The sequence below is a fragment of the Streptomyces griseoluteus genome, from assembly GCF_004784465.1.
GTDB lineage: Bacteria > Actinomycetota > Actinomycetes > Streptomycetales > Streptomycetaceae > Streptomyces > Streptomyces griseoluteus.
In genome coordinates, this window is the sequence record NZ_SRRU01000005.1 from 331,398 (window position 1) to 354,160 (window position 22,763).

Here is a 22,763-nt window from a genome sequence, read left to right on the forward strand (position 1 = left end):
CCTTCGGGCATGACCTCGCTGCAATCCGCCCCGCGACGCCGCCGGGCGCTCGCCGCCGCCGGTGCCGTTTCCGCCGGACTGCTCGTTCTCTCGGCCTGTGACAAGCCGACGCCCGTCTCCACGGTCACCGTCGGGGACAGCTCGGTCAGTTCCGAGGCGCTCTGCTACAACGGCGACAAGACGCTGACCGCCAAGTCCCTCGCGCAGTGCGCGAAGAAGGCCGGCGACGAGAAGACGATCACGGTGGACCCGGACGGCGACACCGTTCGCGTCGGCGTCGACCCGAAGATCGCGGACGCGGGCTGGGTGCTGCTGGTCAACGGCCGCCAGTTCACCGACGTCAGCAAGAAGACGTACAGCACCATCCCCGGCAGCGCGTTCTTCAACGCGCAGTACGGCACCCAGGGCAACACCAACACGCTGTCCATCCAGATGGGCACCGGTTCGTCGGCCAAGGGTCTGTGGAGCTACAAGCTCAAGAAGGCGACCTCCTGACGGAGGCTCCCGGTCCCGTGAACGCCCGTACGCGCGTCCTCGTCGCCACCGCCGTCCCGGCCGAACGGGACGCGGTGGCACGGGCGTTTCCGGGCGCGGCCGAAGAGGTACGGCTGCCCGGCGCGACGCTGCTGCGCACGGACGGCGGCCACGACCTGCTGGCCGCCGGTGTGGGCCCCGCCCTCGCCGCCGCCTCCACCGCCACCGCCCTGACCGCCGCCGCCCTCAGGGGCACCCCCTACGGTCTGGTCGTCTCGGCCGGGATCGGGGGCGGTTTCCAGCCGGAGGCCCCCGTCGGCTCGCTGGTCGTCGCGGACGCGATCACCGCGGCGGACCTCGGCGCCGAGACCCCGGACGGCTTCCTGCCGGTCACCGATCTCGGCTTCGGCACCGTCACCCATCTGCCGCCGATTTCACTCGTACGGGGAGTCGTCGAGGCCACCGGCGCCCGCCGCGGCACCGTGCTGACCGTCTCCACCGTGACCGGTACCGCCACCCGCGCCGCCGCCCTGCGCGAGCGTCACCCCGGCGCGCTGGCCGAGGGCATGGAGGGGTTCGGGGTCGCCGAGGCGGCCGCCGCGCACGGGGTGCCGGTGCTGGAGATCCGCGCGGTGTCCAACCCGGTCGGCCCCCGCGACCGCGCCGCCTGGCGCATCGGCGACGCGCTCGCCGCCCTCGCCGGGGCCTTCGGGAAGCTCGCGCCCGCACTGGAGAGTTGGAACACGCATGACGACTGAGCCCCTGCAGATCGCGTACTCGCCCTGCCCCAACGACACCTTCGTCTTCGACGCCGTCGCGCACGGCCGTGTCCCCGGCGCCCCCGCGCTGGACGTGACCTTCGCGGACATCGACATCACCAACGGCATGGCCGAGCGCGGCGAGTTCGACGTGCTGAAGGTGTCGTACGCCGTGCTGCCGTACGTCCTGGACGAGTACGCCCTGCTGCCCTGCGGCGGCGCGCTGGGCCGGGGCTGCGGGCCGCTGGTGCTGACGCGGGAGGCCGGTGCCGACCTGACGGGGCGCACCGTGGCGGTGCCGAGCGAGCGCTCGACGGCGTACCTGCTGTTCCGCCTCTGGGCCGCGGACACCCTCCCGGACGGGGTCGGGGAGATCGTGGTGATGCCGTTCCACGAGATCATGCCGGCCGTGCGGGACGGCAAGGTGGACGCCGGGCTCGTCATCCACGAGGCCCGCTTCACCTACCAGCAGTACGGGCTGCACAAGCTCGCGGACATGGGTGAGCACTGGGAGCGGACCACGGGGCTGCCGATCCCGCTCGGCGCGATCATCGCCAGGCGGTCGCTGGGCGCCGAAACGCTCCAGCGGCTCGCGGACGCCTTCCGCGCCTCGGTCCGGGCCGCGTGGGACGACCCGGAGGCGTCGCGCGGCTACGTCATGGAGCACGCCCAGGAGATGGACCCTGCCGTCGCCGACCAGCACATCGGGCTGTACGTCAACGAGTTCACCGCCGACCTCGGCGAGGACGGGTACGCGGCGATCCGGGGACTGCTGACGCGTGCGGCGGCCGAGGGCCTCGTACCGGCCCTCGGCCCTGAGGCGCTGGCGTTCCCTTGAGGGGCTGGTCAGACGTCGAGCTGGTCCGCCACGGCGCGGAGGAGGCCGGCGATCTTCTTCCCCGAGGTGCGCTCGGGGTAGCGGCCCTTCTCCAGCATCGGCGTGATGTTCTCCAGCAGGGTGGTGAGGTCCTGCACGATCGAGGCCAGCTCGTCCGGCTTCTTGCGCTGGGCGGCGGCCACGGACGGGGTCGGATCGAGCACGGTCACGGAGAGCGCCTGGTCACCGCGCTGGCCGGCCACGACGCCGAACTCCACGCGCTGTCCCGGCTTGAGCGCCTCGACTCCGGCGGGCAGGACCGAGGAATGGACGAAGACGTCGCCGCCGTCGTCGCGGGAGAGGAAGCCGAAGCCCTTCTCGCTGTTGAACCACTTGACCTTGCCGGTGGGCACGTCTGTCCTCGTCCTCGTACTCGTCGGGAAAAGCTCGGAAAGGGCTCGGTGTAGCACTGTGGCGGGTCGACCATGACCCGCCGACACCAAGGCTAATGGTCTTCGGGCGGGTGACAAGGTGCTCCCCGGTTGTTCTCTCGCGCAGGGAACTACCCTGGTCCGGTGCGTGACAAAACCCAAACGAATTCCGCCGGGCCGGGTGACGGACTGATCCGCGCCGGCGTCGTCATCTTCTTTCTCGGCGCCGTGGCCACGCTTGTCACGGTGGCCCCGCTCTTCCTCGGCAGCCATCCGTTCCCCACCTACATGTTCGGCCTGAGCATGCTGATGGCGGGCGGGTTCCTGGTGGCCGGGGCGGGGGTGCTCCGCTCGGTGGCGGCGGGCCGGCGCCAGGCACGGGGCGCTAGGCGCTGACCTTGGCTGCCTCTCTACGCGCGCGGCACCGGCCAGCGAGGTGGGCGGTATGTCCGCGTGCGCCGGGCATCGGCTGGCTGACGGTCCGTCGTGGCTGGTCGCGCAGTTCCCCGCGCCCCCTTGGGTCGGCACGGCCGACGTACCCCGGCTGCGGCTCGGCGCCCGGTCGGTGCGTTCCGGTGCGGCGAGGCATCGTCCAGCGGCGCTAGGTCGTCGCGCGGCAGACGCGAATGGCCGGGCAGGGCCTGCTAGGCCGACGTCACGTAGGTGTTCAGCCAGGTCGGGAAAGTGGTGAGGTCCGGGAGGACCACGTCGGCGCCCGCTGCGCGGAGTTCCTCCTCGCCGCACGGGCCCGTGGCCACCGCCACCGACAGGGCCTCCGCGGCGCGGGCTCCCCGGATGTCGCCGGTGTGGTCGCCCACGTAGATGTGCGCGCCGTGTTCGCGGAGGGCCCGGGCCTTGTCCTCGGCCCAGAGGTCACCGACCACGACATCGGGTTCGATGCCGAGGTGGGCGAGGTGGAGCTTGGCGTTGGGCTCGTACTTGGCGGTGACCACCAGGGTGCGGCCCCCGGCGGCGCGGACGGCGGCGACGGCCTCGCGGGCGCCGGTCAGGGCGAGGGTGGGGGCGATGGCGTACTCGGGGTACATAGACCGGTACAGGTCGGCCACGGCGGGGACGTCGGCGGCCGGGAACCAGTTCACCAGCTCCTGAGCGAGCGGCGGGCCGAGCCGCGTCACCGCGAGGTCGGCGTCCACGTACACCCCGGTCCGCTCCGACAGCGCGAGATAGCAGGCCCGGATGCCGGGCCGGGAGTCGATGAGCGTCATGTCGAGGTCGAAGCCGACGGTGGGCGCATACGCAGAGGACACGGCAGGCATGGCCGCCATTGTGCCCGGCCGGGGTCGCGGCGGGACGGGCCGGGTCCCGCTACCGCCTCCGCTGCGACCGCCAGAGCAGGAACAGCGCCGAACTCACCGCCGCCCCCCGCACCACCCACGGCCAGGTCCCGGCCAGCGCGTCGCCCATGTGCCCCTCGGCCACCGGCGTCCCCCAGTGCCCGGTGTTGCGCCCCCACAGGTAGGCCACCCCGGCCGCGAGGGCGAGCGCGGGCAGCACCAGTACCGCCCACTTGGTCTCGGCCGGGGTCAGCCGGCGGGAGCCGTAGGCGATGAGCCAGCCGAGGAGCAGCGCGTACCAGTTGCCCAGTACCGCCCCCGCCAGCAGCGCGGCGGCGCCCAGCAGCAGGAGCGGGTTGGTCCAGCCGGCCGACGGGAGCGGGACGAACCGCCGGAACCGGGAGGGCGGGACCACCTCGACGGGCTCCGCCACGACCTCCTTCGGCTTCACCTCCGCCTCTCGCCCGGGCTCCTTCGGCGGACGCCGCAGCATCTCCGGGATCTCCACCCCGCCGACGAACCCCGGCACCGAGTCCGCGGCCGCCGCGCCGAACGGCCCGTCCGCCACCCGCCACCAGTCGGGCCGGGTCAGCGACCGGCCGAGTTCGTCGGCGGACGCGAGATGCGGCGGTGCGGCCCCTTCGGCCGGTACGGCGGGTCCCGGCTCGGCCGGGCGCGGCCGGGGCACGGCGGCCCGCAGCCCCTTGAACCCCCTGGGCCTGCGCTCCGGCTTCTCCGGCTCCGGCTGCACGGGCACGGCGGTGGGCGGCGGCTGCGGCGCCGGGCCCTTCCCGCCCGCCGACCGCACCACGTCGTCCGGGCTGCCGAGCTGGTCCAGGATGCGGCGCACGGCGGCCGGGCTGTCCACCGTAGCGCGGGCCCGGTGCCGGTCGATCTCGTTGCGCAGCTCGGACACCAGCCGCATGCGCGTGGACGACGGCAACTGCCGCTGCTGCGCCACGTCCCCGACACGGCTCAGATACTCGTAGACGACCTGGTCGCTCTCGATCCCCAACGGAAACCCCTCCGGGGCGACGGCGGTGGAACCCCGTGGAGGAAGGTAGCGCAGACCGCCACCAATCGGCCCACGCGGGCGGAGCGGCCCTCCGGGACCCTCGGCCGCCGCTTGCCCCAGCCGCTAACGTGGGTCAGATGAGCCCCGAGGCATCCCCAGCCCCCCGGTCCCTCGCGGAGGCACTCCGCGCGCGGGACGACGCCTCGCTGGCCGCGCTGCTGCGCGACCGACCCGACCTCGTCGCGCCCGTCCCCACCGATCTCACCCAGCTCGCCACCCGCGCGGGCACCCGTGCCTCGGTGCTGCGCGCGCTGGAGCACCTGGACCGCTTCGCCCTGCAGACCGCGCAGGCGCTGGCGGTCGCGCCGGACCCGGCGACCTACGACACGCTGCACGGGCTGCTGGCCGGTGACGACGGCGACCCGGCCGTCACCGAGGCCCTCCCCGCCACCGTCGCCGCGCTGCGCCGGCAGGCCCTGATCTGGGGCGACGACGACCGGCTGCACCTGGTCCGCACCGCCCGCGAAGTCCTCGCGCCCTCCGCCCAGCACCCCTCCCCCACCGGGCTCGGCCCGACCGTGCGGGAGGCGACGTCGGGCATGTCGCCGGGGCGGGTGCAGCAGATCGTCAACGCGGCGGGGCTGCCCTCCACGCACGACCCGGTCTCCGCCGTCGCCGCGCTCACCGCCCTGTTCGCCGACCGGAAGCGGATGGACGCGCTGCTCGCCGGGGCCCCGGAGGCCGCCCGCGAGGTGCTGACCCGGCTGATGTGGGGGCCGCCGTACGGCCAGGTCACCGCCGACCCCGCCGCCCATCTGCGCTGGCTGCTCGACCGGGGCCTGCTGCTGCCGACCGCGCCCGGCACCGTCGTACTGCCCCGCGAGGTCGCGCTGCATCTGCGCGGCGGCCGGGCACACCGGGTGCCCGAGCCGGTGCCGCCCGCCGTGGAACCGTCCGTGGCCCACGCCCCGCCGATCGTGGACGCGACGGCCGCCGGGCAGGCGTACACCGCGCTCGCCACGGTCGAGGAACTGCTGAAGCACTGGGACCAGGGGGGTCCGGCCGTGCTCCGGGCGGGCGGGCTCAGCGTGCGCGACCTGAAGCGGACCGCCGTCGCCCTCGACGCGCCCGAACCGCTCGCCGCGTTCTGGATCGAGCTGGCCTACGCCGCCGGCCTGCTCGCCTCGGACGGCGCGGCCGACGAGCGGTACGCCCCCACCCCCGCCTACGACACCTGGCTGGAACGCCCCGTCGCCGAGCGCTGGGGCCGCCTCGCCGCCGCCTGGCTCGCCGCGACCCGCACCGCCGGGCTGGTCGGCGGCCGGGACATCAAGGACCGCGCCCTGTCCGCACTCGGTCCGGGCCTGGACCGCTCGGCCGCCCCCGAGGTACGCCACCGGGTGCTGACCCTGCTGGCCGACCTCCCCGCCGGGGTGGCACCGGCGCCGGAGGCGGTGCTGACCCGGCTGTCCTGGGAACGCCCCGTGCGCACCCCCCAGCGCGACGGCACCGAGGACCTCCGTGTCCGGCTGGCCCGCTGGACGCTGAGCGAGGCGGAACTCCTCGGCGTCACCGGCCGGGGCGCCCTCTCCAGCCACGGCCGGGCCCTGCTCGGCGCGGCCCCCGAGCCGGACGACACCCCCCTGTCCTCCGTCGAACAGCACACGGCCATCGCCGTCGGTCTCCTCGCACCCCTCCTCCCCGAACCCCTCGATCACGTCCTGCTCCAGGCCGACCTGACCGCGGTGGCCCCCGGCCCGCTGCTGCGCCCCCTGGCCGAGATGCTCGGAGTGCTCGCGGACGTGGAGTCCAAGGGCGGCGCGACCGTGTACCGGTTCACCCCCGCCTCCGTCCGCCGGGCTCTGGACGCCGGGCAGACCGCCGCGGACCTGCACGCCTTCCTCGCCCAGCACTCCCGCACCCCGGTACCGCAGCCGCTCACGTATCTCATCGACGACGTGGCCCGCAGGCACGGGCACCTCCGGGTGGGCGTCGCCTCCGCGTACGTCCGCTGCGACGACGACTCCGTGCTGAACGAGATCATCGCCGACAAGCGGGCCGCCGCCCTGCGGCTGCGCCGCCTCGCCCCGACCGTGCTGGCCGCGCCCTGCGACCCGGCGACCCTGCTGGAGGGCCTGCGCTCGCTGGGCTACGCGCCCGCCGCCGAGTCCGCCCAGGGCGATGTGCTGATCACCCGCGCCGACGCCCACCGCACCCCGCCGCGCACCGCGCCCGAGCCGGTGCCGGAGGGTCCGCCCGCCCCGGACAGCGTGCTGCTGACGGCCGCCGTCCGCGCCATCCGGGCCGGCGACCTGGCCGCCACCACCCCGCTGAAGGCGCCCGGCCCGCAGCCGGCCGGCGGCGAGCTACCCCGCACCAGTCCCGCCGACACCCTGGCCACCATGCAGGCGGCCGTCATGACCGGCGAGGCCGTGTGGATCGGCTATGTCAACGCCGACGGCGCCGCCAGTCAGCGCGTCGTCGCCCCCATCCGCGTGGAGGGCGGTTTCGTCACCGCCTACGACCACACCGCCGACGAGGTCCGCACCTACCCCCTGCACCGGATCACCGGGGTGGCCGAGCTGGCGGAGGACTGACCGCGAGGAGCAGCCCTCCGGCCCCCGTATCAGGCGCGCATCAGGCACACTGTAGGTTTGGCCGCGCGGAAGGATGGCCCACGTGAACGGTCCGCTGATCGTCCATACGGTCAGGTGCGATGCACACACTAACGGATAGGTCCGAAATGTGGAGTGGTCTACCTGGTCAGTGGGTGCGCAGGCCCGCCGAGGGATAGCGTCGACGTCGTCAAGGAGCGAACTCGGGTCATCCTTGGGCGGGGGCCGATGATCAGCGAGGAGCCATCACCATGCCTGCACGGCCTGCCCGAGAGTCGCGAACCGGCCATCGATCCAAGGCAAAGGACAACGTGGGACCGCGTAAGCCTTCCAAGGGGCACCACCGACCTCAGGAGCACCGCACGGCTTGCAGCGTTCGAGCCTTCAACCTTCCGACCCGTAGGAGCGGGCAGGCCGCCGGGCGGGGGCTCCATCTTCGTCTCAGCTGTCGCTAGTGACCGTAGTCAACGGCGCTCAGCTCCGGCTAGCGGCGGGGCCGCGCCTCCAACGAGCGTCGACAAGGTCGCACTCCTGTCCTCTCGGGCATACCCGGCACTGGCCGCATGTCTCCGCTTCCCTCCAACCTGGCCGGCGTCCGTCCCGAGCGGCGCTTGAGGACAGAAGGGGGTACGACGGCGATCGACCTCAGTTGGGGGGGACAACGAGGGTCGCAGGGATTGAGCAACTACATCATTCGCCCCTCTGTCGTCGCTCGCACCACCTAGCATGAAGTGCACCAGGGTGCGCGCTGTGGGTAGTTGGCGCCACTGGCGCCACACCCTCTGCCCCGAGCACTCCGGAGTAGCTGTTGACCGATCTTGCGAGTAGCCCCCTTCCCCTGGATGACGGTGGGCACGACGCCATCAAAGGGTTCGCATACCAGTTCGACAAGACCCTTCTTGAGATCATCAGGAGCCCGCGACAAAGGCTTCAGATCGAAGGCGCGCAAGATCTGAGTGGCGAGCACTATCACATGCAGATCAAGAACCGGTCCGGGAAATTCTATCTATCATCGATAGGCAAAGCGGTCCGAAAAATGTTTTCACAGTTTGAGATCAGCCGCCACCCCTCCTACATCTTGCATTGCCACTTTGCGGATCAAACCCCTGGCACCAGCCGATCGCTCAACACTGATGAACTGGATAATTTGCTCGCTGATCAGTTCCATACAGTCGATAAAGACTTGAAATTGCAGTTCCTGAAGTCCTTCTCCATCCATTTTTCAGAGGACTACGAAACACAGTTCAAGAACGTGTTGGATTGCATCACTTCCGAGCTTTCCGCTAAGGACTCCACGGAAGCACTCTCCTACCACGCGATTCTTCACGCATATCTGAGAAACCTGGTTTTGACGAAACCTCTAGGTTCTCGTTGGGTCGGGCTCAATGACTTGAAGGCAGCGGTCAAGGAGGCGCAAAGCGCCATCTTCACAGCCACCTACGTCACCTATTGCGGGTACGAGAAGTACCTGAAAATGGTTAGAAGGCAGTACCTTCCGCGACGCGTCAATGTCCCGAACATCGAGCGGCTATTTTCCTTTGAGTGCACCCAGGAGACTAACCCGCAAGACATTGCGGAGGCTGTACTACACATCTGCGAGAGGTACCGCATCGAGGAGAACTCTCCAGTCCCATATTTCACATTCCGCGGCAAGTTCGACGATCGCTCCGTAAAGGCAAGCCTGTGGGAGGCCGGAGCATACTTCAATGACGGGCGCGGATACCATGGTGGGAACTTTAGGATGGAAATCCTAACTAACCCTCCCTTCGGGGCCGCTCGTATCAAAATCGTGGAGCCAGTGCAACTGCATGACCTCATGACCGAGGTGAGATTTAAGGAGTTCCACGACTTCTTTCTAGTTGAGAAGACTGATTCTCCGATCCCGGTACCGCGTCCACATCACGTGTTTTTGGAATCTCATGGCGACCTGATCGAAGTATTCCGATAGGGCGGTCTAATGTCTAGCGCAGAAGTAATCGCTGTCTATCCTAACCGTATCAAGATCGCAGTCCACGACATTGGCGAACTCGCCGACGGCGATCCTGTTGAGGTCGGCTCATATCTAAAAATCTACGACAGCTTGCAGGGCGCCATTATGGCGATCATTGAGAGTTATTCGATCGAGCTTCGCCCCAGCAAGGAAGGAGGGGAAGACCGACAAAAGGTGTACGTCATCGAAGCAGTACCGCTTGGCTTCGTTGATGGTGACGGACGCTTCTCCCGTGGTGGCGGCGGGATCGCCATTCCGCCGAAAAAAGTATCAGTCGCCGTGAAGGATGAGGTCCAGCGCATCTATGACACAGTCGAAACGGAGAAGAGGTTTCATTTCGCTCAATTGGCGCAAGACATTTCGGTAGACGTCCCGGTTGATGGCGATAAGTTCTTCAGCCGCCATGTCGCGGTTGTAGGGTCCACCGGGTCGGGCAAATCTCATGCCATTGCAAGAATTATCCAGACTGCGACTCAGATTCGCGATGAGACTTACGGCGAGTACAGCCTAAATAACGCACACGTCGTGATCTTCGACATTCACTCTGAATACAAGACTGCATTTCCGGAGGCGAATCACCTTTCCGTTGAATCCCTCATTCTCCCCTACTGGCTGCTAAACGCCGAGGAGCTTCAGGATCTTTTTATCGAAAGCAACGAAGAACAGTCGCACAATCAGATCGCGGTTCTGAAGAAATCCATCACAGAGAATAAACGGACACACTTCAAAGGGTCGGAGGAGAAGCGCGATCTAATCCACTATGAGTCCCCCATCTTCTTTGAGATCAATGAGGTACTTGATGCAATTAGGGCGAAAAATGAACAACGTATTGCCACACCCGGGAAGACTACTGATCGGGCGGGCCCACTCTTCGGCAAGCTTGATAACTTCATCACGCGACTTGAGAACCGCGTTCTCGACAGGCGCCTAGATTTCCTGTTGGGGGACAGGGCAAAATCGGTGAACCTTGAATCCGTTCTCCGCCAGTTCACCGGATACAACCCCGATTCCCTTGCAAACGTAACGGTGATCGACCTCAGTGGCGTTCCGTTTGAGGTCCTCAGTATCACTGTCTCACTGGTGTCCCGATTGCTTTTTGACTACTCGTACTACTTCAAGAAACTCAATGCATCTTCCCAGGTGGAAACTCCGCTTCTGCTCGTATACGAAGAAGCTCACAAGTACGTGCCGAAGAGTGGACTGGCAAAGTTCAGCGCATCCAGAAACTCGATCGAGAGGATCGCCAAGGAGGGCAGGAAGTACGGCATTACTGCCGCTATCGTAAGCCAGAGGCCGGCTGAGATTTCGGAAACAATTTTCTCTCAGTGCAGCAACTTCCTCGCCATGCGGCTTACGAACCCAGAGGATCAGAATTACGTCAAACGTCTGTTGCCAGACTCTTTGGGCCCCCTGACCGAGTCTCTTCCCGTACTGAGCTCAGGCGAGGCTCTCTTGTTGGGTGACGCAGCAGTCATGCCGTCGAAGGTTGTGATGGAGCAGGCTCGCCCTGCCCCCTCTTCAAGTGACGTTAGGTACATGGCTGAGTGGATTAAGCCGTGGCAGGACGTTGAGTTCGTACGCGTGGTCGAGGACTGGCAGAAGTAGCTGGGACTGTCTTCTGAGTGCACAGGATGTCCCAGTAGTCACACTCGTAACCCTATGATTGACGACGCTCGGGCCTATCCCAGGTGCAGCCGTAAAGGCCGGCACTTCACAACTTGGTACTACGAAGCGGCAACGCGATGGCCGGAGGATAAGGTCAGCCGAGATAGGGCCGCTCACGGTGCTCCAAGAAATGTCGAATCCGGAGCTGCTGCGTGTGATGCATCGGCAGTTGATCGATTTCCTCCGGCTGGACGAACCTTAGCTCCGTGGACTCGTCCGAGATCGCGAGTCGGCCCCCGACCACTCGGGCTGTGAAGCAGACATTGAACTGGCGACGCACTTCACCGTCCGTATAGGCGATGACATGACGCGGGTCGGTGTACGTCCCGACGAGCCCGGTGATCTCCACGTCCAGGCCCGTTTCCTCCTTCACCTCCCGGATGGCGGTTCCCGGTAGCGAGTCGGTCATCTCCATGCCGCCGCCGGGCAGAGCCCAGAGATCGTTGTCTCGCCGGCGCTGTAGGAGAATGCGTCCTTCGTCGTCAGTGACCACTGCGGACGCCGCAACGACCAGACTGTTGGGCTTGGGAGCATCTGGATCGTCGTAGTACTCGGTTCGCGCCATGATCACCTTTCTTGGACTGGCGTCGCGGTCGCCCACACCGCAGTGAAGCTGTCAGCGTACTTATCGAACATGCCGCCTGACCCACTTCGGCGCAGGTGCCACACAGGAGCACCGTAGGCGTTCACGCCCCAGACATGGGCGTTGACCAGCGCCTGGTCATCCGCACGATAGATCGAGTTGTAGAGCGTGGTGGCGTGGGTCCGCACCTCGATGCCGGATACCCCGGCCAGGGGGCGATAGTGCATGAGGGCAAGTCGGCAGCGGGACTCGATCCCGTGACCGAACCTCTCTTCGGCGCCGCGCTGTTGGACATTCGCACTGTCCGGATCGCCGATCGCGATACGGACTGCACAACCGTCGGCAGCTCGCTCGCGCAACAGGTCATTCAGCCGCGGGTACGCCTCGTGCAGGAAGACGGCGGCGTACACCAACACGTCGATGTGCTCGCGGGCCTGGGTCAGCATGTCCACGAAGGTGGATACGGGGAGGTCCGCCCGCTGGTCGTAGAGGGCCACAAGTTCCGGACTGACGGCGCGGGCAGGGCGTGCCTGCCGGAGCGCGGGCCAAAGAGCGTACACGTCTTCTCCTAGTATTTCCGCTGTCAGCATGGCTGCGGCACGACGCGGTGTGCGCCCCAAGTTGACCCATCTTTCAACGGACTTGGGATCAACCTCGACCTTGTTCGCAAGGGCGGCGTACGTCCAGCCGCCGGCGGCCATGGCAGCACGTAGCCTCTCGTTCGGCATCCCAATCTCTCCTAACACTCGGGGACGGCACCAGGGACGTTCTACACGACGCGGGACGTCCCGAAGTGGGTTTTGTCGGAGGTTCCAACGTCCTGCTGAGCGGCGGAATGCTCATCCTCATGGCGAGCAACCAGCAGACCAGACCAGGCATTGGTGCATTGGCGAAGGACACTGCCAGTGGACGTATCGGCGTCGTCATGGGTGAGGTCGGTGCCCGGGTGCAGATAAGGCCCATGGGCGGCGGGATCGAGTGGGATGCCATGCCGGACAACGTGGTGGCGCCGACAGCGCGGGAGGAACTGAGCGCGCGTCTTGCCATCAGGAACGGCAACAGCCGCGACGGCCTGTGATGCGCGCCATCGGTCGGTACGCGGGGGTTTTGTTCATCGTCTTGATCAGTGGGTCCTGTGGCCTGGTGATCGGCATGGCCCTCGGTATCAGCCAGTAGACCGGACGCCCCGGACGGGGTGCCACCTTCCTTGGCTCCCCCTTCCCCGTTCGGGGCCGGCCTTCCATCCCCCGGTCGTCGTGGGACGTGCCTCGTCGACCGGTGTGGGCGCAAGTGCCAGAGCACAGCGACACTCAAGGAGTATTCGAATGACGACAACGGCCAACGACCAGAGGACCGGCCGCGCGATGGCTGGTGAGGAGCTGTTCGACAGCCTCACCCACTTCGTGGTCACCCACAGCGGACAGCCCCGCGAGCGCGCCGAGAGGATCGCGGACCAGGCCGTGGCCTTCGTGGTCACGGCCGCGACCGCCACCGTCCCCATGGTCCCGTCGGACGACGTGGACCTCGGGCTACACGCCCTCATCCTGCACACGAAGGACTACGCCGACCTGTGCGAGCGGTTCGCGGGCCGCTTCCTCCACCACAACCCCAAGCCGGGTGGCGGGGCGCGTAACCCGGAGAAGGTGGCCGCGTCCGCGCACGCGATGAAGGCGGCCGGGTTCATGGTCTTCGACGACCTGTGGACCGTGGACGGCACGAACCTCGCGCAGTGCGACTCCGACTGCGGCCGGCCGTACGGTCAGGCGTAGCGACACGACACCAGCGGCGCGGCCGGCCTCGATGGGGGGGGTCGGCCGCGCCGCCCGGAAGGAGAACCGACGTTGTCCGGGACATCCCCTGAACTGCCGATCGTCGTGCTCGACGCGCTCATGCCCACGACTCAGCGCCTGGTCCTCAACCGCCGGGGCTCCATGGTCTGGGAAGTCGAGAGCCATCGGGGCCACTACGCCGTGAAGGTCGGCTATCCGATCGAGGCAACGGCCGAATGGCCTGCCCAGCCCTGGACGGCACTCGCGCCCGCACGCGAAGGTGCGGTGTTGTATCGCCTGGGCCTACATGACTTCGCGTACGGCGAGTGGGACGGCGGTACCTGGAACTTCCAGCCGTGGCGGGAAGGACCGGACCTCTACCAGCTGTGGGAGCCCTGCCGTAAGCCGGGCTCGCGCATCGATCCGCACACGAGCGTCGCCCTGGGATGCGTGGAGGCGCTGGCCGAACTGCATGCCCAAGGATGGACGCACGGTGACGTGCAGCCCGCGCACTTCATCATCGGACCCGAGCAGACGCACCTGATCGATCTGGCCTTGGCGCGCGGTGGTTGGGTGCCCGAGGGTTACGACTTCCCGTTCCGCGGCTGCCTCGTCCACTACGAAGCCCCGGAGATCGCGCGCAGTGTGCTCGACACCGGAGAGGCGGAGCCCACCCAGGAAGCCGACATCTACGCGCTCGGCGCTTCCCTGCTCATCTCCGCCACGGGCTGGCGGGCAGTCGAGTACCCCGACGACGCACCGCGCCCTGTGCAGCGAAGGGCCGTGGCAGACGGCAAGCGACGGCCCGTCAAGGTGCGGGGTGAGCTGGGCGAACTGATCGAGGCCATGCTCAGCCACGCTCCCGAAGACAGGCCCACGATCTACGAGGTCGGCAAGGCCCTGAGCTGAAGCCAACGGTCGGCGGTCTGCGAAGGAGCGACCCACTGCGACTACCAACAAACAGAGACCGGACCACCCCTCAGCCTGGACAGCGTGCCGGGTGGTCCGGTCGTGGAAGCCCTGATCAGGACCCCGGTGCCGATGGTACCGGGGTGGTCGGCGTGCCCGAACGCGGGTGCGGCTGCAACCCCGTTACCCCCATGTGGAGTTCGAGAGGGTTCTTCTTGCAGAGCGGTCGGCCGTATCCCAGTCCTGACCTGCACCACCGAAAGTCAGCCACGGCGGCGGGCTCGCCGTACCAGCACCCGTCACGTATGTCTCCAGCAACCCCCCGCTGGCCTCAGCCATGCTTCATCCCATCGTCACGGCCCTCGTCCCGATCCCGGCCTGGGCGTTGCCGACGCGGCTGCCTGACGCATGGGCCTGCCTGCGGTCGTGAAGTCCAGCGGCTGCGAAGCGCGGACCGGTCGGGCGGCAGGGCCTCGCTTGGTAGGTGTCGGCCTGGTCCTGGTGCTCGGACTGGTCGGGTTGCTTCCTGCTCAGGCTGTCCGCCTCGGCATGGCTGCGCGCTGAGCGGGTCGCGGTAGGTGCTCGCGGGCGGCGTGGAAGCGCAAGTAGGGATCAAGGTCGCGGTTGGCGACCGGCGCACGGAGCCGCAGGACGGCTTCTGCTCCGGGCGGGCGCCGAGGGCGGAGTGGGCGTAGCCAAAGGCGGCATTCGACTGCCCCACTCAGCTGGGGCAAGGCTTGGTGTGCCAGAGCGTGTCCTGATACCAGTGGACGTCGTCGCCCACCTCAATTGGCTGCTTGCAGTGCGGGCACACGGGCGGCTCATCGTCCTGAGAACTGAAGAACGGCTTGCTGTAGTTGAAACTCTTCGGCACCTCGCGAGCGTACAGCTGCATGGCGTTCCTTGGGGGGCGTCCATCTCGTTCTCCCTGCAAACGAGCTGCACCCAACACAGAAAGCGGCGCCCCCACCTTGTCCGTCCGGTGGGGGCGCCGCTGCGTGTGTCCGGTGACGTCGGCGTCAGCCCTGGCTGCCAGTCGCCTCGGTCTCCCGTTCGCTCTCCTTCGCCGCTGCCGCCCGCCGCATGTGGCCCTCCTCGCCGAAGTACACCGACAGACGCGACGTGTCCAGCTTCTTGCCTCCACGCCTCGCGGGTGCCACCTCCACGTAGCCGCCCGCGTTCAACAGCAGATCTCGCTTGCCGGCCACGTCCGAGCGCTTCCACTGCTCGGCGTGCGTCTCGCCGGTCGGCTCCGCCTTCACGCCGCCCGGCTTCGCCGTTCGCTGCCTCTCCTTCAGGGTCGCCAGTCGCTCTTCCAGCTTGGCGTACTGCTCCGCGTACCGGATCGCTCCGTCGTCGCCTCTGAACAGGCCCCGGTCATAGCGATCCTTTTGCAGGTCGGCCAACGCTTCCTCGGCCTGCCTGATCTGCGGGCGGAAGTCTTCGCCCACCTCTTGGACCATCCGCATCACGGAAAGGTGCCCGTACTTCGCGAGGAACTGCTCGGTGACGTGCTCCTCGGTGGTTACCCCGGCCACGGTCGGCCCGTAGCACTTCACGCCCTGCTTCTCCTCCCTCTTGGCCGCCCGCTGGCGGTACTTCAGCGGGCCGATGCACCGGTACCGAAGCTGACCGTTGCGCCCGCTGAAGGTGTACATGCGCTCGCCGCAGACTCCGCAGTGCATGATGCCGCGCAGCAGCGACGTCCCCTCCCGGCGCTTCTCACCGGGGTTGGCACGGCGCTCCAACTCGTCCTGGAGCGTCTGCCAGGTGTCCATGTCGAGGATCGGCGGCCGGTTGACCAGCGGCAGGCCGTCCGTCCGCAGGATCGGCTTTCCGTCCTCGATGACCTGGCCGAGCAACTGGGGGTTGCCCAGCATGCTGCGCAGCGTGGTCGTGTACCACTGCTTGGAGTCGCTGCGCTTGCCCGTGGTCTGGCGTGAGGTGTGGCCGGGTGACGGGACGCCCTCCTTGTTGAGGTCGTTGATGATCTGCATGAGCGAGTCCTTGGCCAGGACCCGTTCCACGATCCGCTTGATCGTCTTGGCCTCGTCCTCGTTGACCGCGAGGACCTTGCCCGCCCCGTTGGGGTTGGGGACGACCATGTACCCGTACGGGACCCGACCGCCGGTGTAGCGGCCCTCTCGGCGCAGGTGTTCGTGCGCGCTGGACACCCGCATCCCGATGGTGTCGGACTCCAGCTCGGCGAAGACCGCGATCACCTTCGCCATGGCCCGGCCCATGGACGATGTAAGGTCGAGCGGCTCCGTCGCCGACGCGAGCGCGACGCTCTGGTGCTCGGCGAGTCTCATGATCTCCGCGAAGTCGACCGTGGAGCGCGCAAGCCGGTCGATCTTGAAGAACACGATCACGTCCAGCTCGGCGAGCCTGGTCAGGATGCGTTGCAGTCCCGGCCGGTCGAGCCCACGCGAGAAGCCCGAGACATCAATGTCTTCCTCGGCGGCTACGACCTCCCAGCCGCGTGCCTCGCACAACGCCTCACAGGCCGCGCGCTGGCGTTCTGGCGAAGTCGTCTCGTCGGTTTCGCGCGATAGGCGAACATAGATAGCGGCGCGCATCCCCGGCGCGCTGGCCGGGACGCCCTTCCGGCGTCGGGCACGGGGCATAGCCCGTGCTGTGACAGGCGTTAGTTCTGTCATGAGACGACCCTATCTCCGGAGGTACGTGTGTCCTGCCTGATCGTCCAGTCCGACAAGACCCTGCTCCTGGAAGTCGACCACGAGCGGGCCGACGAATGCCGTCGGGCCATCGCGCCCTTCGCGGAGCTGGAACGGGCCCCGGAGCACATCCACACCTACCGGCTCACCCCGCTCGGCCTGTGGAACGCGCGGGCCGCGGGGCACGACGCCGAGCAGGTCGTCGACGCGCTGGTGCAGTACAGCCGGTATCCCGTGCCGCACGCCCTGCTGGTCGACATCGCCGAGACCATGGACCGGTACGGCCGGCTCACCCTGAGCAAGCACCCGGCGCACGGGCTGGTCCTCACCACCACCGACCGGCCGGTGCTGGAGGAGATCCTGCGCTCCAAGCGGGTCACCCCGCTGGTCGGCAACCGCATCGACCCGGACACCGTGGCCGTGCACCCCTCCGAGCGGGGGCAGATCAAGCAGACCCTGCTCAAGCTGGGCTGGCCCGCCGAGGACCTCGCCGGATACGTGGACGGCGAGGCGCACCCGATCGACCTGCGCGAGGACGGCTGGGCGCTGCGTCCCTACCAGAAGCAGGCCGTGGAGAACTTCTGGCACGGCGGCAGCGGTGTCGTGGTGCTGCCCTGCGGTGCGGGCAAGACGCTGGTCGGCGCCGGGGCGATGGCGCAGGCCGGGTCGACCACGCTGATCCTGGTCACCAACACCGTCTCCGCCCGGCAGTGGAAGCACGAGCTGGTGAAGCGGACCTCGCTGACCGAGGACGAGATCGGCGAGTACAGCGGCACCAAGAAGGAGATCCGGCCGGTCACCATCGCGACCTATCAGGTGCTGACCACCCGCCGGAAGGGTGTCTACCCGCACCTCGAACTCTTCGACTCCCGTGACTGGGGCCTGATCGTCTACGACGAGGTCCATCTGCTGCCCGCTCCCGTCTTCAAGTTCACCGCCGATCTCCAGGCCCGCCGCCGCCTCGGTCTGACCGCGACCCTGGTGCGTGAGGACGGCCGCGAGTCCGATGTGTTCTCCCTGATCGGGCCCAAGCGGTTCGACGCGCCGTGGAAGGAGATCGAGGCGCAGGGCTATATCGCGCCCGCCGACTGCGTCGAGGTCCGGGTGAACCTCACCGACTCCGAGCGGCTCGCCTACGCCACCGCCGAGACCGAGGACAAGTACCGCTTCTGTGCCACCACCGCGACCAAGCGGAAGGTCACGGAGGCGATCGTGCGCCGGTTCGCCGGGCAGCAGGTCCTCGTGATCGGCCAGTACATCGACCAGTTGGACGAGCTGGGCGAGCATCTGAACGCGCCCGTGATCAAGGGCGAGACCTCCAACGCGCAGCGGGAGAAGCTCTTCGACGCCTTCCGCGAGGGCGAGATCAGCGTGCTGGTCGTCTCCAAGGTCGCCAACTTCTCCATCGACCTGCCCGAGGCCACCGTCGCCATCCAGGTGTCCGGCACCTTCGGCTCCCGGCAGGAGGAGGCCCAGCGGCTCGGCCGGGTGCTGCGGCCCAAGGCGGACGGCCACCGGGCGCACTTCTACTCGGTCGTCGCCCGCGACACGATCGACCAGGACTTCGCGGCCCACCGCCAGCGCTTCCTCGCGGAGCAGGGCTACGCCTACCGGATCGTCGACGCCGACGAGATCCTCGCGGAGGGGACGGCGGAGGGCACGAAGGAGAACTAGGAGCCGGCTACGGGTCCCCGAGGGCGCCCCCGTATCTGCGGTGGACGCCCGCCTCCTCGCCGTACTCGCCGAGTATGACCACGCCGAAGGCGGCCTGCGCGTAGACCTTGATCGCGCGCAGGGCCTCGCCCAGGATGTGCCGGTGGTCGCCGCCGGCCACCGCGGTGGCTCCGGACGGACGGGGTGGGGCGGGGTGAAGGGTCGCTGCGCTCATGTCTCCATGGTGTGACTTCCGGAACAAGTCCGGAATACACCCACGGGCCGGTTCTCGAAGCGGTTCCTCTGCACCCGTGGGTGGAGCCCGCCCCTACACCCCTCCGCCCAAACCCCCTAGGGGTAGGTGCTCAGGACCCGTCGGCGTGCACGGCGTAGACGTACCGCTTCCCCGCGTACTCGCTCAGGTTCCAGATCACCGACTCGGCGAACGACCAGCCCGACGCGCCGCTGGTGTGGTAGCTGAGGTCCTCGCAGCCGATGGCCAGGTTGCACACCGTGCTCGCGGTCGAGGCGCCCGAGGTGAAGGTGCGCAGCGCCCCCGCGCCGGAGGGGCCGTTGCTCACCGAGAGATAGTGCTTGCTGTTGCGGGAGACGACGCCCTGGATCTTCTTCTGGGCGACCGTGACCGCCTCGCTCGGCGTGCCCGAGGACAGCGAGCGGTCGGTGTAGTCGAGGTTCCAGCGCACGACCTTCGGCGTGGTGGTCGGCGCGCCCGTACCGGTCCACGAGGTGCCCGAGTAGTCGACCGCGCCGTCCTCGGAGTACTCGCTCACCACGAGGCTGTCCGGGGTGCTGGCCCGGTCGAGGCCGATCGCCGAGTAGCGCAGGTACTTGCCGGTGTTGTCGTACGCGCCGCTCTGCGGGAGCACGTAGGAGTAGCCGTAGCCGTAGTAGGTGCCGTCGACCAGGCCGCAGGAGTCGGTCTGGGTGGTGTCGACCTGGAAGAGGGTGTCGAGGTCGAAGACCCTGAGGCCCTTGTAGGTGTCGACGACGTACAGCAGGTTGCCGTACCAGAGGATGCCGCCGGCGTGCTTGCGTATGGGGTTGAAGGAGAACTCGCCGGTGGCCGTCTTCACCGGCTCGACCAGCAGGACGTGACGGTAGGTGGGCGCGGAGGCGGAGTTGTAGTTGACGAAGGTGAGCCGCAGGCCCTTGTCGAGGGGGTAGTTGTCGGTGCCGTTGTCGTCCGGGTCGGTCTCGAAGTACCAGGAGACCAGGACGGCCTTGTTGCTGCCGCCGTCGGGGTAGACACCGTTGCCGTAGGCGTCGGCGCTGGTGGTGACGCCCTGCGGAATCCAGTAGTCGACGTCCTGGTCGCCGCTGTCCCAGGTGAAGCCGGCCGCGAACGCCTGGGACGTGCCCGGCGCGCTGGTGAGGCGGGTGGCCTTGCGGTTGGTGTCGGCGAGGACGGCGGTCGCGTCCACCTTGGTGAGCGCGGCCGCCAGACCCGCGTTCAGGTCGGCGAACTCCCCGTAGGAGTTGCCCGTACGGGGGGTGAGGGCGAACTGCGCCGGGTCGATGGTCGCGGCGTGCGCGACGGAGGGGGTGAGGACGGCCCCGGCCGCTCCGGCGAACGGTGCGGCGGCGATTCCCCGGAGGATACTTCTGCGCGTCATGGACATGGCGGCGAACGTATGTCCTGCATGATCAGCCGCACAAGCACGTGCGTTCGGCTTCGGAGCGGGTCCGGGCCGGATTCGGACGCGCCCGGATATTCATTGGCCCCGCCCCGCCCGCCCCGCCTACAATCTCCGCTCTTGCCCGCCTCCCCTCGGAGTGCCGCCGCCCGGCCGGTAACCGGACGGCACCCTTCAAGGCCGTATCCGGCCTCGTGACCACGCAGCAGGTACAACCGGAGGCACTCCCTTGTCCGCGACCGCACCCGACCCGCTCGACGACCCCCGCGCCCCCCTGACCCGCGAACGCACCCACCTGGCCGACTCACGGGCCGCCCTGCGCGCCATGCGGGAGGACGTGGAGGCGCTGGACATCAAGGACGTCGCCGCGAACTGGGTCAACGCACAGGTGCTGACCCGCCAGATCGACGAACGGATCAAGGCGCTGGCCGACCTCAGCGACACCCCGCTGTTCTTCGGCCGGCTCGACTACCTGCACGCGCCGGGAGCGGAGCAGGCCGAAGGGGCCGAGGGCGAGCGGTTCTACATCGGGCGCCGGCATGTGCACGACGCGGACGGCGACCCCATGGTCATCGACTGGCGCGCCCCGGTGTCGCAGCCGTTCTACCGGGCGTCCAAGAAGGACCCGATGGACGTCGGGCTGCGCCGCCGCTTCGGCTACACCGGCGGCGAGCTGACCGCGTACGAGGACGAGCGCCTGTCGGACCCCTCGGAGACGGCGGCCACCAGCAAGCTGCTCCAGCAGGAGATCGAGCGGCCGCGCGTCGGCCCGATGCGGGACATCGTCGCCACCATCCAGCCGGAGCAGGACGAGATCGTCCGCAGCGGGCTGGGCGGCACGGTGTGTGTGCAGGGAGGTCCCGGTACGGGCAAGACGGCGGTCGGTCTGCACCGGGTCGCCTATCTGCTCTACGCGCACCGGGAACGGCTCGCCCGCACCGGCACCCTGGTCATCGGGCCGAACCGGTCCTTCCTCCACTACATCGAGCAAGTGCTGCCCGCGCTGGGCGAGTTGAGCGTGCAGCAGGCCACCGTGGACGATCTCGTGGCCCATGTCGAGGTGCGTGGCACGGACGAGGCGCGGGCCGCCGTGCTCAAGGGCGACGCCCGGATGGCCGAGGTGCTGCGCCGGGCGCTGTACGCGCAGGTCACGATGCCGACCGAACCGGTCATGGTGGTGCGCGGCTCGCGCCGCTGGCGGGTCCCGGCGTACGAACTGGAGGAGATCGTGCGCGAGTTGCTGAGCCGCGAGATCCGGTACGGCGCCGCGCGCGAGGCGTTGCCGCAGCGGATCGCGCACGCGGTGCTGGTGCAGATGGAGCGGGCCGGGGAGGCGCCGGACGACCGGGTGCAGGACGCGGTCGCGCGCCACAGCGCGGTCAAGGCCGCCGTGAAGGCCGTCTGGCCGCCGGCCGATCCGGCCAAGCTGGTGCTGCGGCTGCTGTCCGACGGGGAGTTCCTCGCCGAGCACGCGGCCGGAATCCTGGACGAGGACGAGCAGAAGGCCGTGCTCTGGGCCAAGCCGGTGCGGAGCGTGAAGTCGGCCAAGTGGTCCTCCGCCGACGCGGTGCTGATCGACGAGGCGGCCGACCTGATCCAGCGCACGCACTCGCTGGGCCATGTCGTCCTGGACGAGGCGCAGGACCTCTCGCCCATGCAGTACCGCGCGGTCGGCCGCCGCTGCACCACCGGCAGCGCCACCGTCCTCGGTGACCTCGCGCAGGGCACGACCCCCTGGGCGACCCGGAGTTGGGAGGAGGCGCTGGCCCATCTCGGCAAGAGCGAGGGCGTGATCGAGGAACTGACGGCCGGTTTCCGCGTCCCCACGGACGTGATCACGTACGCCTCCCGGCTGCTCCCCCACATCGCACCCGGCCTCACCCCGGTCGCCTCCGTCCGTGAGAACCCCGGCTTCTTCGAGGTGCGCGCGGTGGACGGGGTGGCCGACGTGGTCCACGCCTGCGAGGAGTTGCTGCGCCACGAGGGCTCGACGGGGCTGATCGCCGCCGACGCCCGCGTGCCCGCCCTCGCCGAGGCCCTGACGGCGGCCGGGATCGGTTTCCTCGCGCCCGGCGAGGAGACCACCGAGGAGACCCGGCTGACCCTGGTCCCGGCCTCGCTCGCCAAGGGCCTGGAGTACGACTACGTGGTACTGGACGAGCCGCGGGCGGTGGTGGACGGCGAGCCCGACGAACGCACGGGCCTGCGGCGGCTGTACGTGGCACTGACCCGAGCGGTCTCCGGGCTCATCGTGGCACACACCGGGCCGCTGCCCGAGCAGCTCGCGGGCCGGGCGGCTGGGTAGGGCGCCGAGTCCGTCCCCCGCCATGTCCGCCGTACCCGATGCCCGCCGCTCCTTCGTTGTCAGCGCCTGCTGCCATGTGGTGGGACTGACATCCCGGTGCGGTGGAGTGTCGGAGGCCGCGGGGGGCGAGGATCACCGCACGGTCCGGCTC

At 68.6% G+C, this 22,763-nt stretch carries 21 protein-coding genes; 12 read left to right on the forward strand and 9 right to left on the reverse strand.

The window, feature by feature from the left end; translation table 11 throughout:
* Nucleotides 1-9 precede the first annotated feature (9 nt).
* From E5082_RS16190 to E5082_RS16200, 3 genes are read left to right on the forward strand one after another with little or no spacing between them, the layout of a single operon-like run.
* Nucleotides 10-495, forward strand: a complete 486-nt coding sequence (locus tag E5082_RS16190; protein ID WP_135791946.1) for a DUF2771 domain-containing protein — start codon at nt 10-12, stop codon at nt 493-495.
* A 17-nt stretch (nt 496-512) separates the two neighbouring features.
* A complete protein-coding gene (locus E5082_RS16195) occupies nt 513-1,232 on the forward strand; it encodes a futalosine hydrolase (RefSeq protein ID WP_135791947.1) in 720 nt (239 codons plus the stop codon).
* Complete coding sequence (locus tag E5082_RS16200) at nt 1,222-2,070, forward strand: 1,4-dihydroxy-6-naphtoate synthase (protein ID WP_135791948.1); 849 nt, start codon at nt 1,222-1,224, stop codon at nt 2,068-2,070. The genes E5082_RS16195 and E5082_RS16200 overlap by 11 nt, the downstream gene beginning before the upstream one ends.
* Before the next feature lie 8 nt (nt 2,071-2,078).
* On the opposite strand, the gene E5082_RS33430 is transcribed toward E5082_RS16200, so the two are convergent.
* Nucleotides 2,079-2,462, reverse strand: coding sequence for a cold-shock protein (locus tag E5082_RS33430; protein WP_086694554.1), 384 nt, complete (start codon nt 2,460-2,462; stop codon nt 2,079-2,081).
* Between the two features lie 162 nt (nt 2,463-2,624).
* On the opposite strand from E5082_RS33430, the gene E5082_RS16210 reads away from it, so the two are divergent.
* Nucleotides 2,625-2,876 (forward strand): hypothetical protein, encoded by a 252-nt coding sequence (locus tag E5082_RS16210; protein ID WP_135791949.1) that lies wholly within the window; start codon nt 2,625-2,627, stop codon nt 2,874-2,876.
* 248 nt (nt 2,877-3,124) lie between these two features.
* Here the strand turns inward: E5082_RS16210 and E5082_RS16215 are convergent, their stop codons facing one another.
* Both E5082_RS16215 and E5082_RS16220 read right to left on the reverse strand, forming a co-directional pair.
* Complete coding sequence (locus E5082_RS16215; protein WP_135791950.1) at nt 3,125-3,757, reverse strand: HAD family hydrolase; 633 nt, start codon at nt 3,755-3,757, stop codon at nt 3,125-3,127.
* 49 nt (nt 3,758-3,806) lie between these two features.
* Nucleotides 3,807-4,790, reverse strand: a complete 984-nt coding sequence (locus tag E5082_RS16220) for a hypothetical protein (protein WP_135791951.1) — start codon at nt 4,788-4,790, stop codon at nt 3,807-3,809.
* A gap of 137 nt (nt 4,791-4,927) precedes the next feature.
* Between E5082_RS16220 and E5082_RS16225 the strand changes: the two genes are divergently transcribed.
* The 3 genes from E5082_RS16225 to E5082_RS16235 all read left to right on the forward strand — a co-directional run bounded on the left by E5082_RS16225 (nt 4,928) and on the right by E5082_RS16235 (nt 11,000).
* Entirely contained in the window at nt 4,928-7,387 is a 2,460-nt protein-coding gene (locus tag E5082_RS16225) for a helicase C-terminal domain-containing protein (protein WP_135791952.1), read from the forward strand.
* An 826-nt stretch (nt 7,388-8,213) separates the two neighbouring features.
* Nucleotides 8,214-9,353, forward strand: coding sequence for a hypothetical protein (locus E5082_RS16230; RefSeq protein ID WP_135791953.1), 1,140 nt, complete (start codon nt 8,214-8,216; stop codon nt 9,351-9,353).
* 9 nt (nt 9,354-9,362) lie between these two features.
* Nucleotides 9,363-11,000 carry an ATP-binding protein gene (locus tag E5082_RS16235; RefSeq protein WP_135791954.1) on the forward strand — a complete coding sequence of 546 codons (1,638 nt, stop codon included), beginning with the start codon at nt 9,363-9,365 and terminating at the stop codon, nt 10,998-11,000.
* Between the two features lie 154 nt (nt 11,001-11,154).
* On the opposite strand, the gene E5082_RS16240 is transcribed toward E5082_RS16235, so the two are convergent.
* Nucleotides 11,155-11,625 carry an NUDIX domain-containing protein gene (locus E5082_RS16240; RefSeq protein ID WP_135791955.1) on the reverse strand — a complete coding sequence of 157 codons (471 nt, stop codon included), beginning with the start codon at nt 11,623-11,625 and terminating at the stop codon, nt 11,155-11,157.
* Between the two features lie 2 nt (nt 11,626-11,627).
* Nucleotides 11,628-12,371, reverse strand: coding sequence for a helix-turn-helix domain-containing protein (locus E5082_RS16245; RefSeq protein ID WP_135791956.1), 744 nt, complete (start codon nt 12,369-12,371; stop codon nt 11,628-11,630).
* Between the two features lie 119 nt (nt 12,372-12,490).
* On the opposite strand from E5082_RS16245, the gene E5082_RS16250 reads away from it, so the two are divergent.
* From E5082_RS16250 to E5082_RS16260, 3 genes are all read left to right on the forward strand, one after another.
* Nucleotides 12,491-12,721 carry a hypothetical protein gene (locus tag E5082_RS16250; protein ID WP_229918922.1) on the forward strand — a complete coding sequence of 77 codons (231 nt, stop codon included), beginning with the start codon at nt 12,491-12,493 and terminating at the stop codon, nt 12,719-12,721.
* Between the two features lie 247 nt (nt 12,722-12,968).
* Complete coding sequence (locus E5082_RS16255) at nt 12,969-13,412, forward strand: glycine-rich domain-containing protein (protein ID WP_135791957.1); 444 nt, start codon at nt 12,969-12,971, stop codon at nt 13,410-13,412.
* Between the two features lie 72 nt (nt 13,413-13,484).
* Nucleotides 13,485-14,321 carry a protein kinase domain-containing protein gene (locus E5082_RS16260; protein WP_135791958.1) on the forward strand — a complete coding sequence of 279 codons (837 nt, stop codon included), beginning with the start codon at nt 13,485-13,487 and terminating at the stop codon, nt 14,319-14,321.
* Between the two features lie 721 nt (nt 14,322-15,042).
* Here E5082_RS16260 and E5082_RS32385 read toward each other — a convergent pair.
* Together E5082_RS32385 and E5082_RS16265 are read right to left on the reverse strand one after the other, a co-directional pair.
* On the reverse strand, nt 15,043-15,216 hold the full coding sequence (locus E5082_RS32385) for a hypothetical protein (RefSeq protein WP_167514073.1): 174 nt from the start codon (nt 15,214-15,216) through the stop codon (nt 15,043-15,045).
* 124 nt (nt 15,217-15,340) lie between these two features.
* A complete protein-coding gene (locus E5082_RS16265; RefSeq protein WP_135791959.1) occupies nt 15,341-16,981 on the reverse strand; it encodes a recombinase family protein in 1,641 nt (546 codons plus the stop codon).
* A 27-nt stretch (nt 16,982-17,008) separates the two neighbouring features.
* Between E5082_RS16265 and E5082_RS16270 the strand changes: the two genes are divergently transcribed.
* Nucleotides 17,009-18,673, forward strand: a complete 1,665-nt coding sequence (locus tag E5082_RS16270) for a DNA repair helicase XPB (RefSeq protein ID WP_135791960.1) — start codon at nt 17,009-17,011, stop codon at nt 18,671-18,673.
* Between the two features lie 7 nt (nt 18,674-18,680).
* Here E5082_RS16270 and E5082_RS16275 read toward each other — a convergent pair whose 3' ends face one another.
* A complete protein-coding gene (locus tag E5082_RS16275; protein WP_135791961.1) occupies nt 18,681-18,887 on the reverse strand; it encodes a hypothetical protein in 207 nt (68 codons plus the stop codon).
* A gap of 130 nt (nt 18,888-19,017) precedes the next feature.
* Nucleotides 19,018-20,286: a hypothetical protein gene (locus tag E5082_RS16280; RefSeq protein WP_135791962.1), complete on the reverse strand. Its 1,269-nt coding sequence runs from the start codon at nt 20,284-20,286 to the stop codon at nt 19,018-19,020.
* Nucleotides 20,287-20,536: 250 nt separating this feature from the next.
* On the opposite strand from E5082_RS16280, the gene E5082_RS16285 reads away from it, so the two are divergent.
* Nucleotides 20,537-22,612 (forward strand): HelD family protein, encoded by a 2,076-nt coding sequence (locus E5082_RS16285; protein ID WP_135791963.1) that lies wholly within the window; start codon nt 20,537-20,539, stop codon nt 22,610-22,612.
* Nucleotides 22,613-22,763 lie beyond the last annotated feature (151 nt).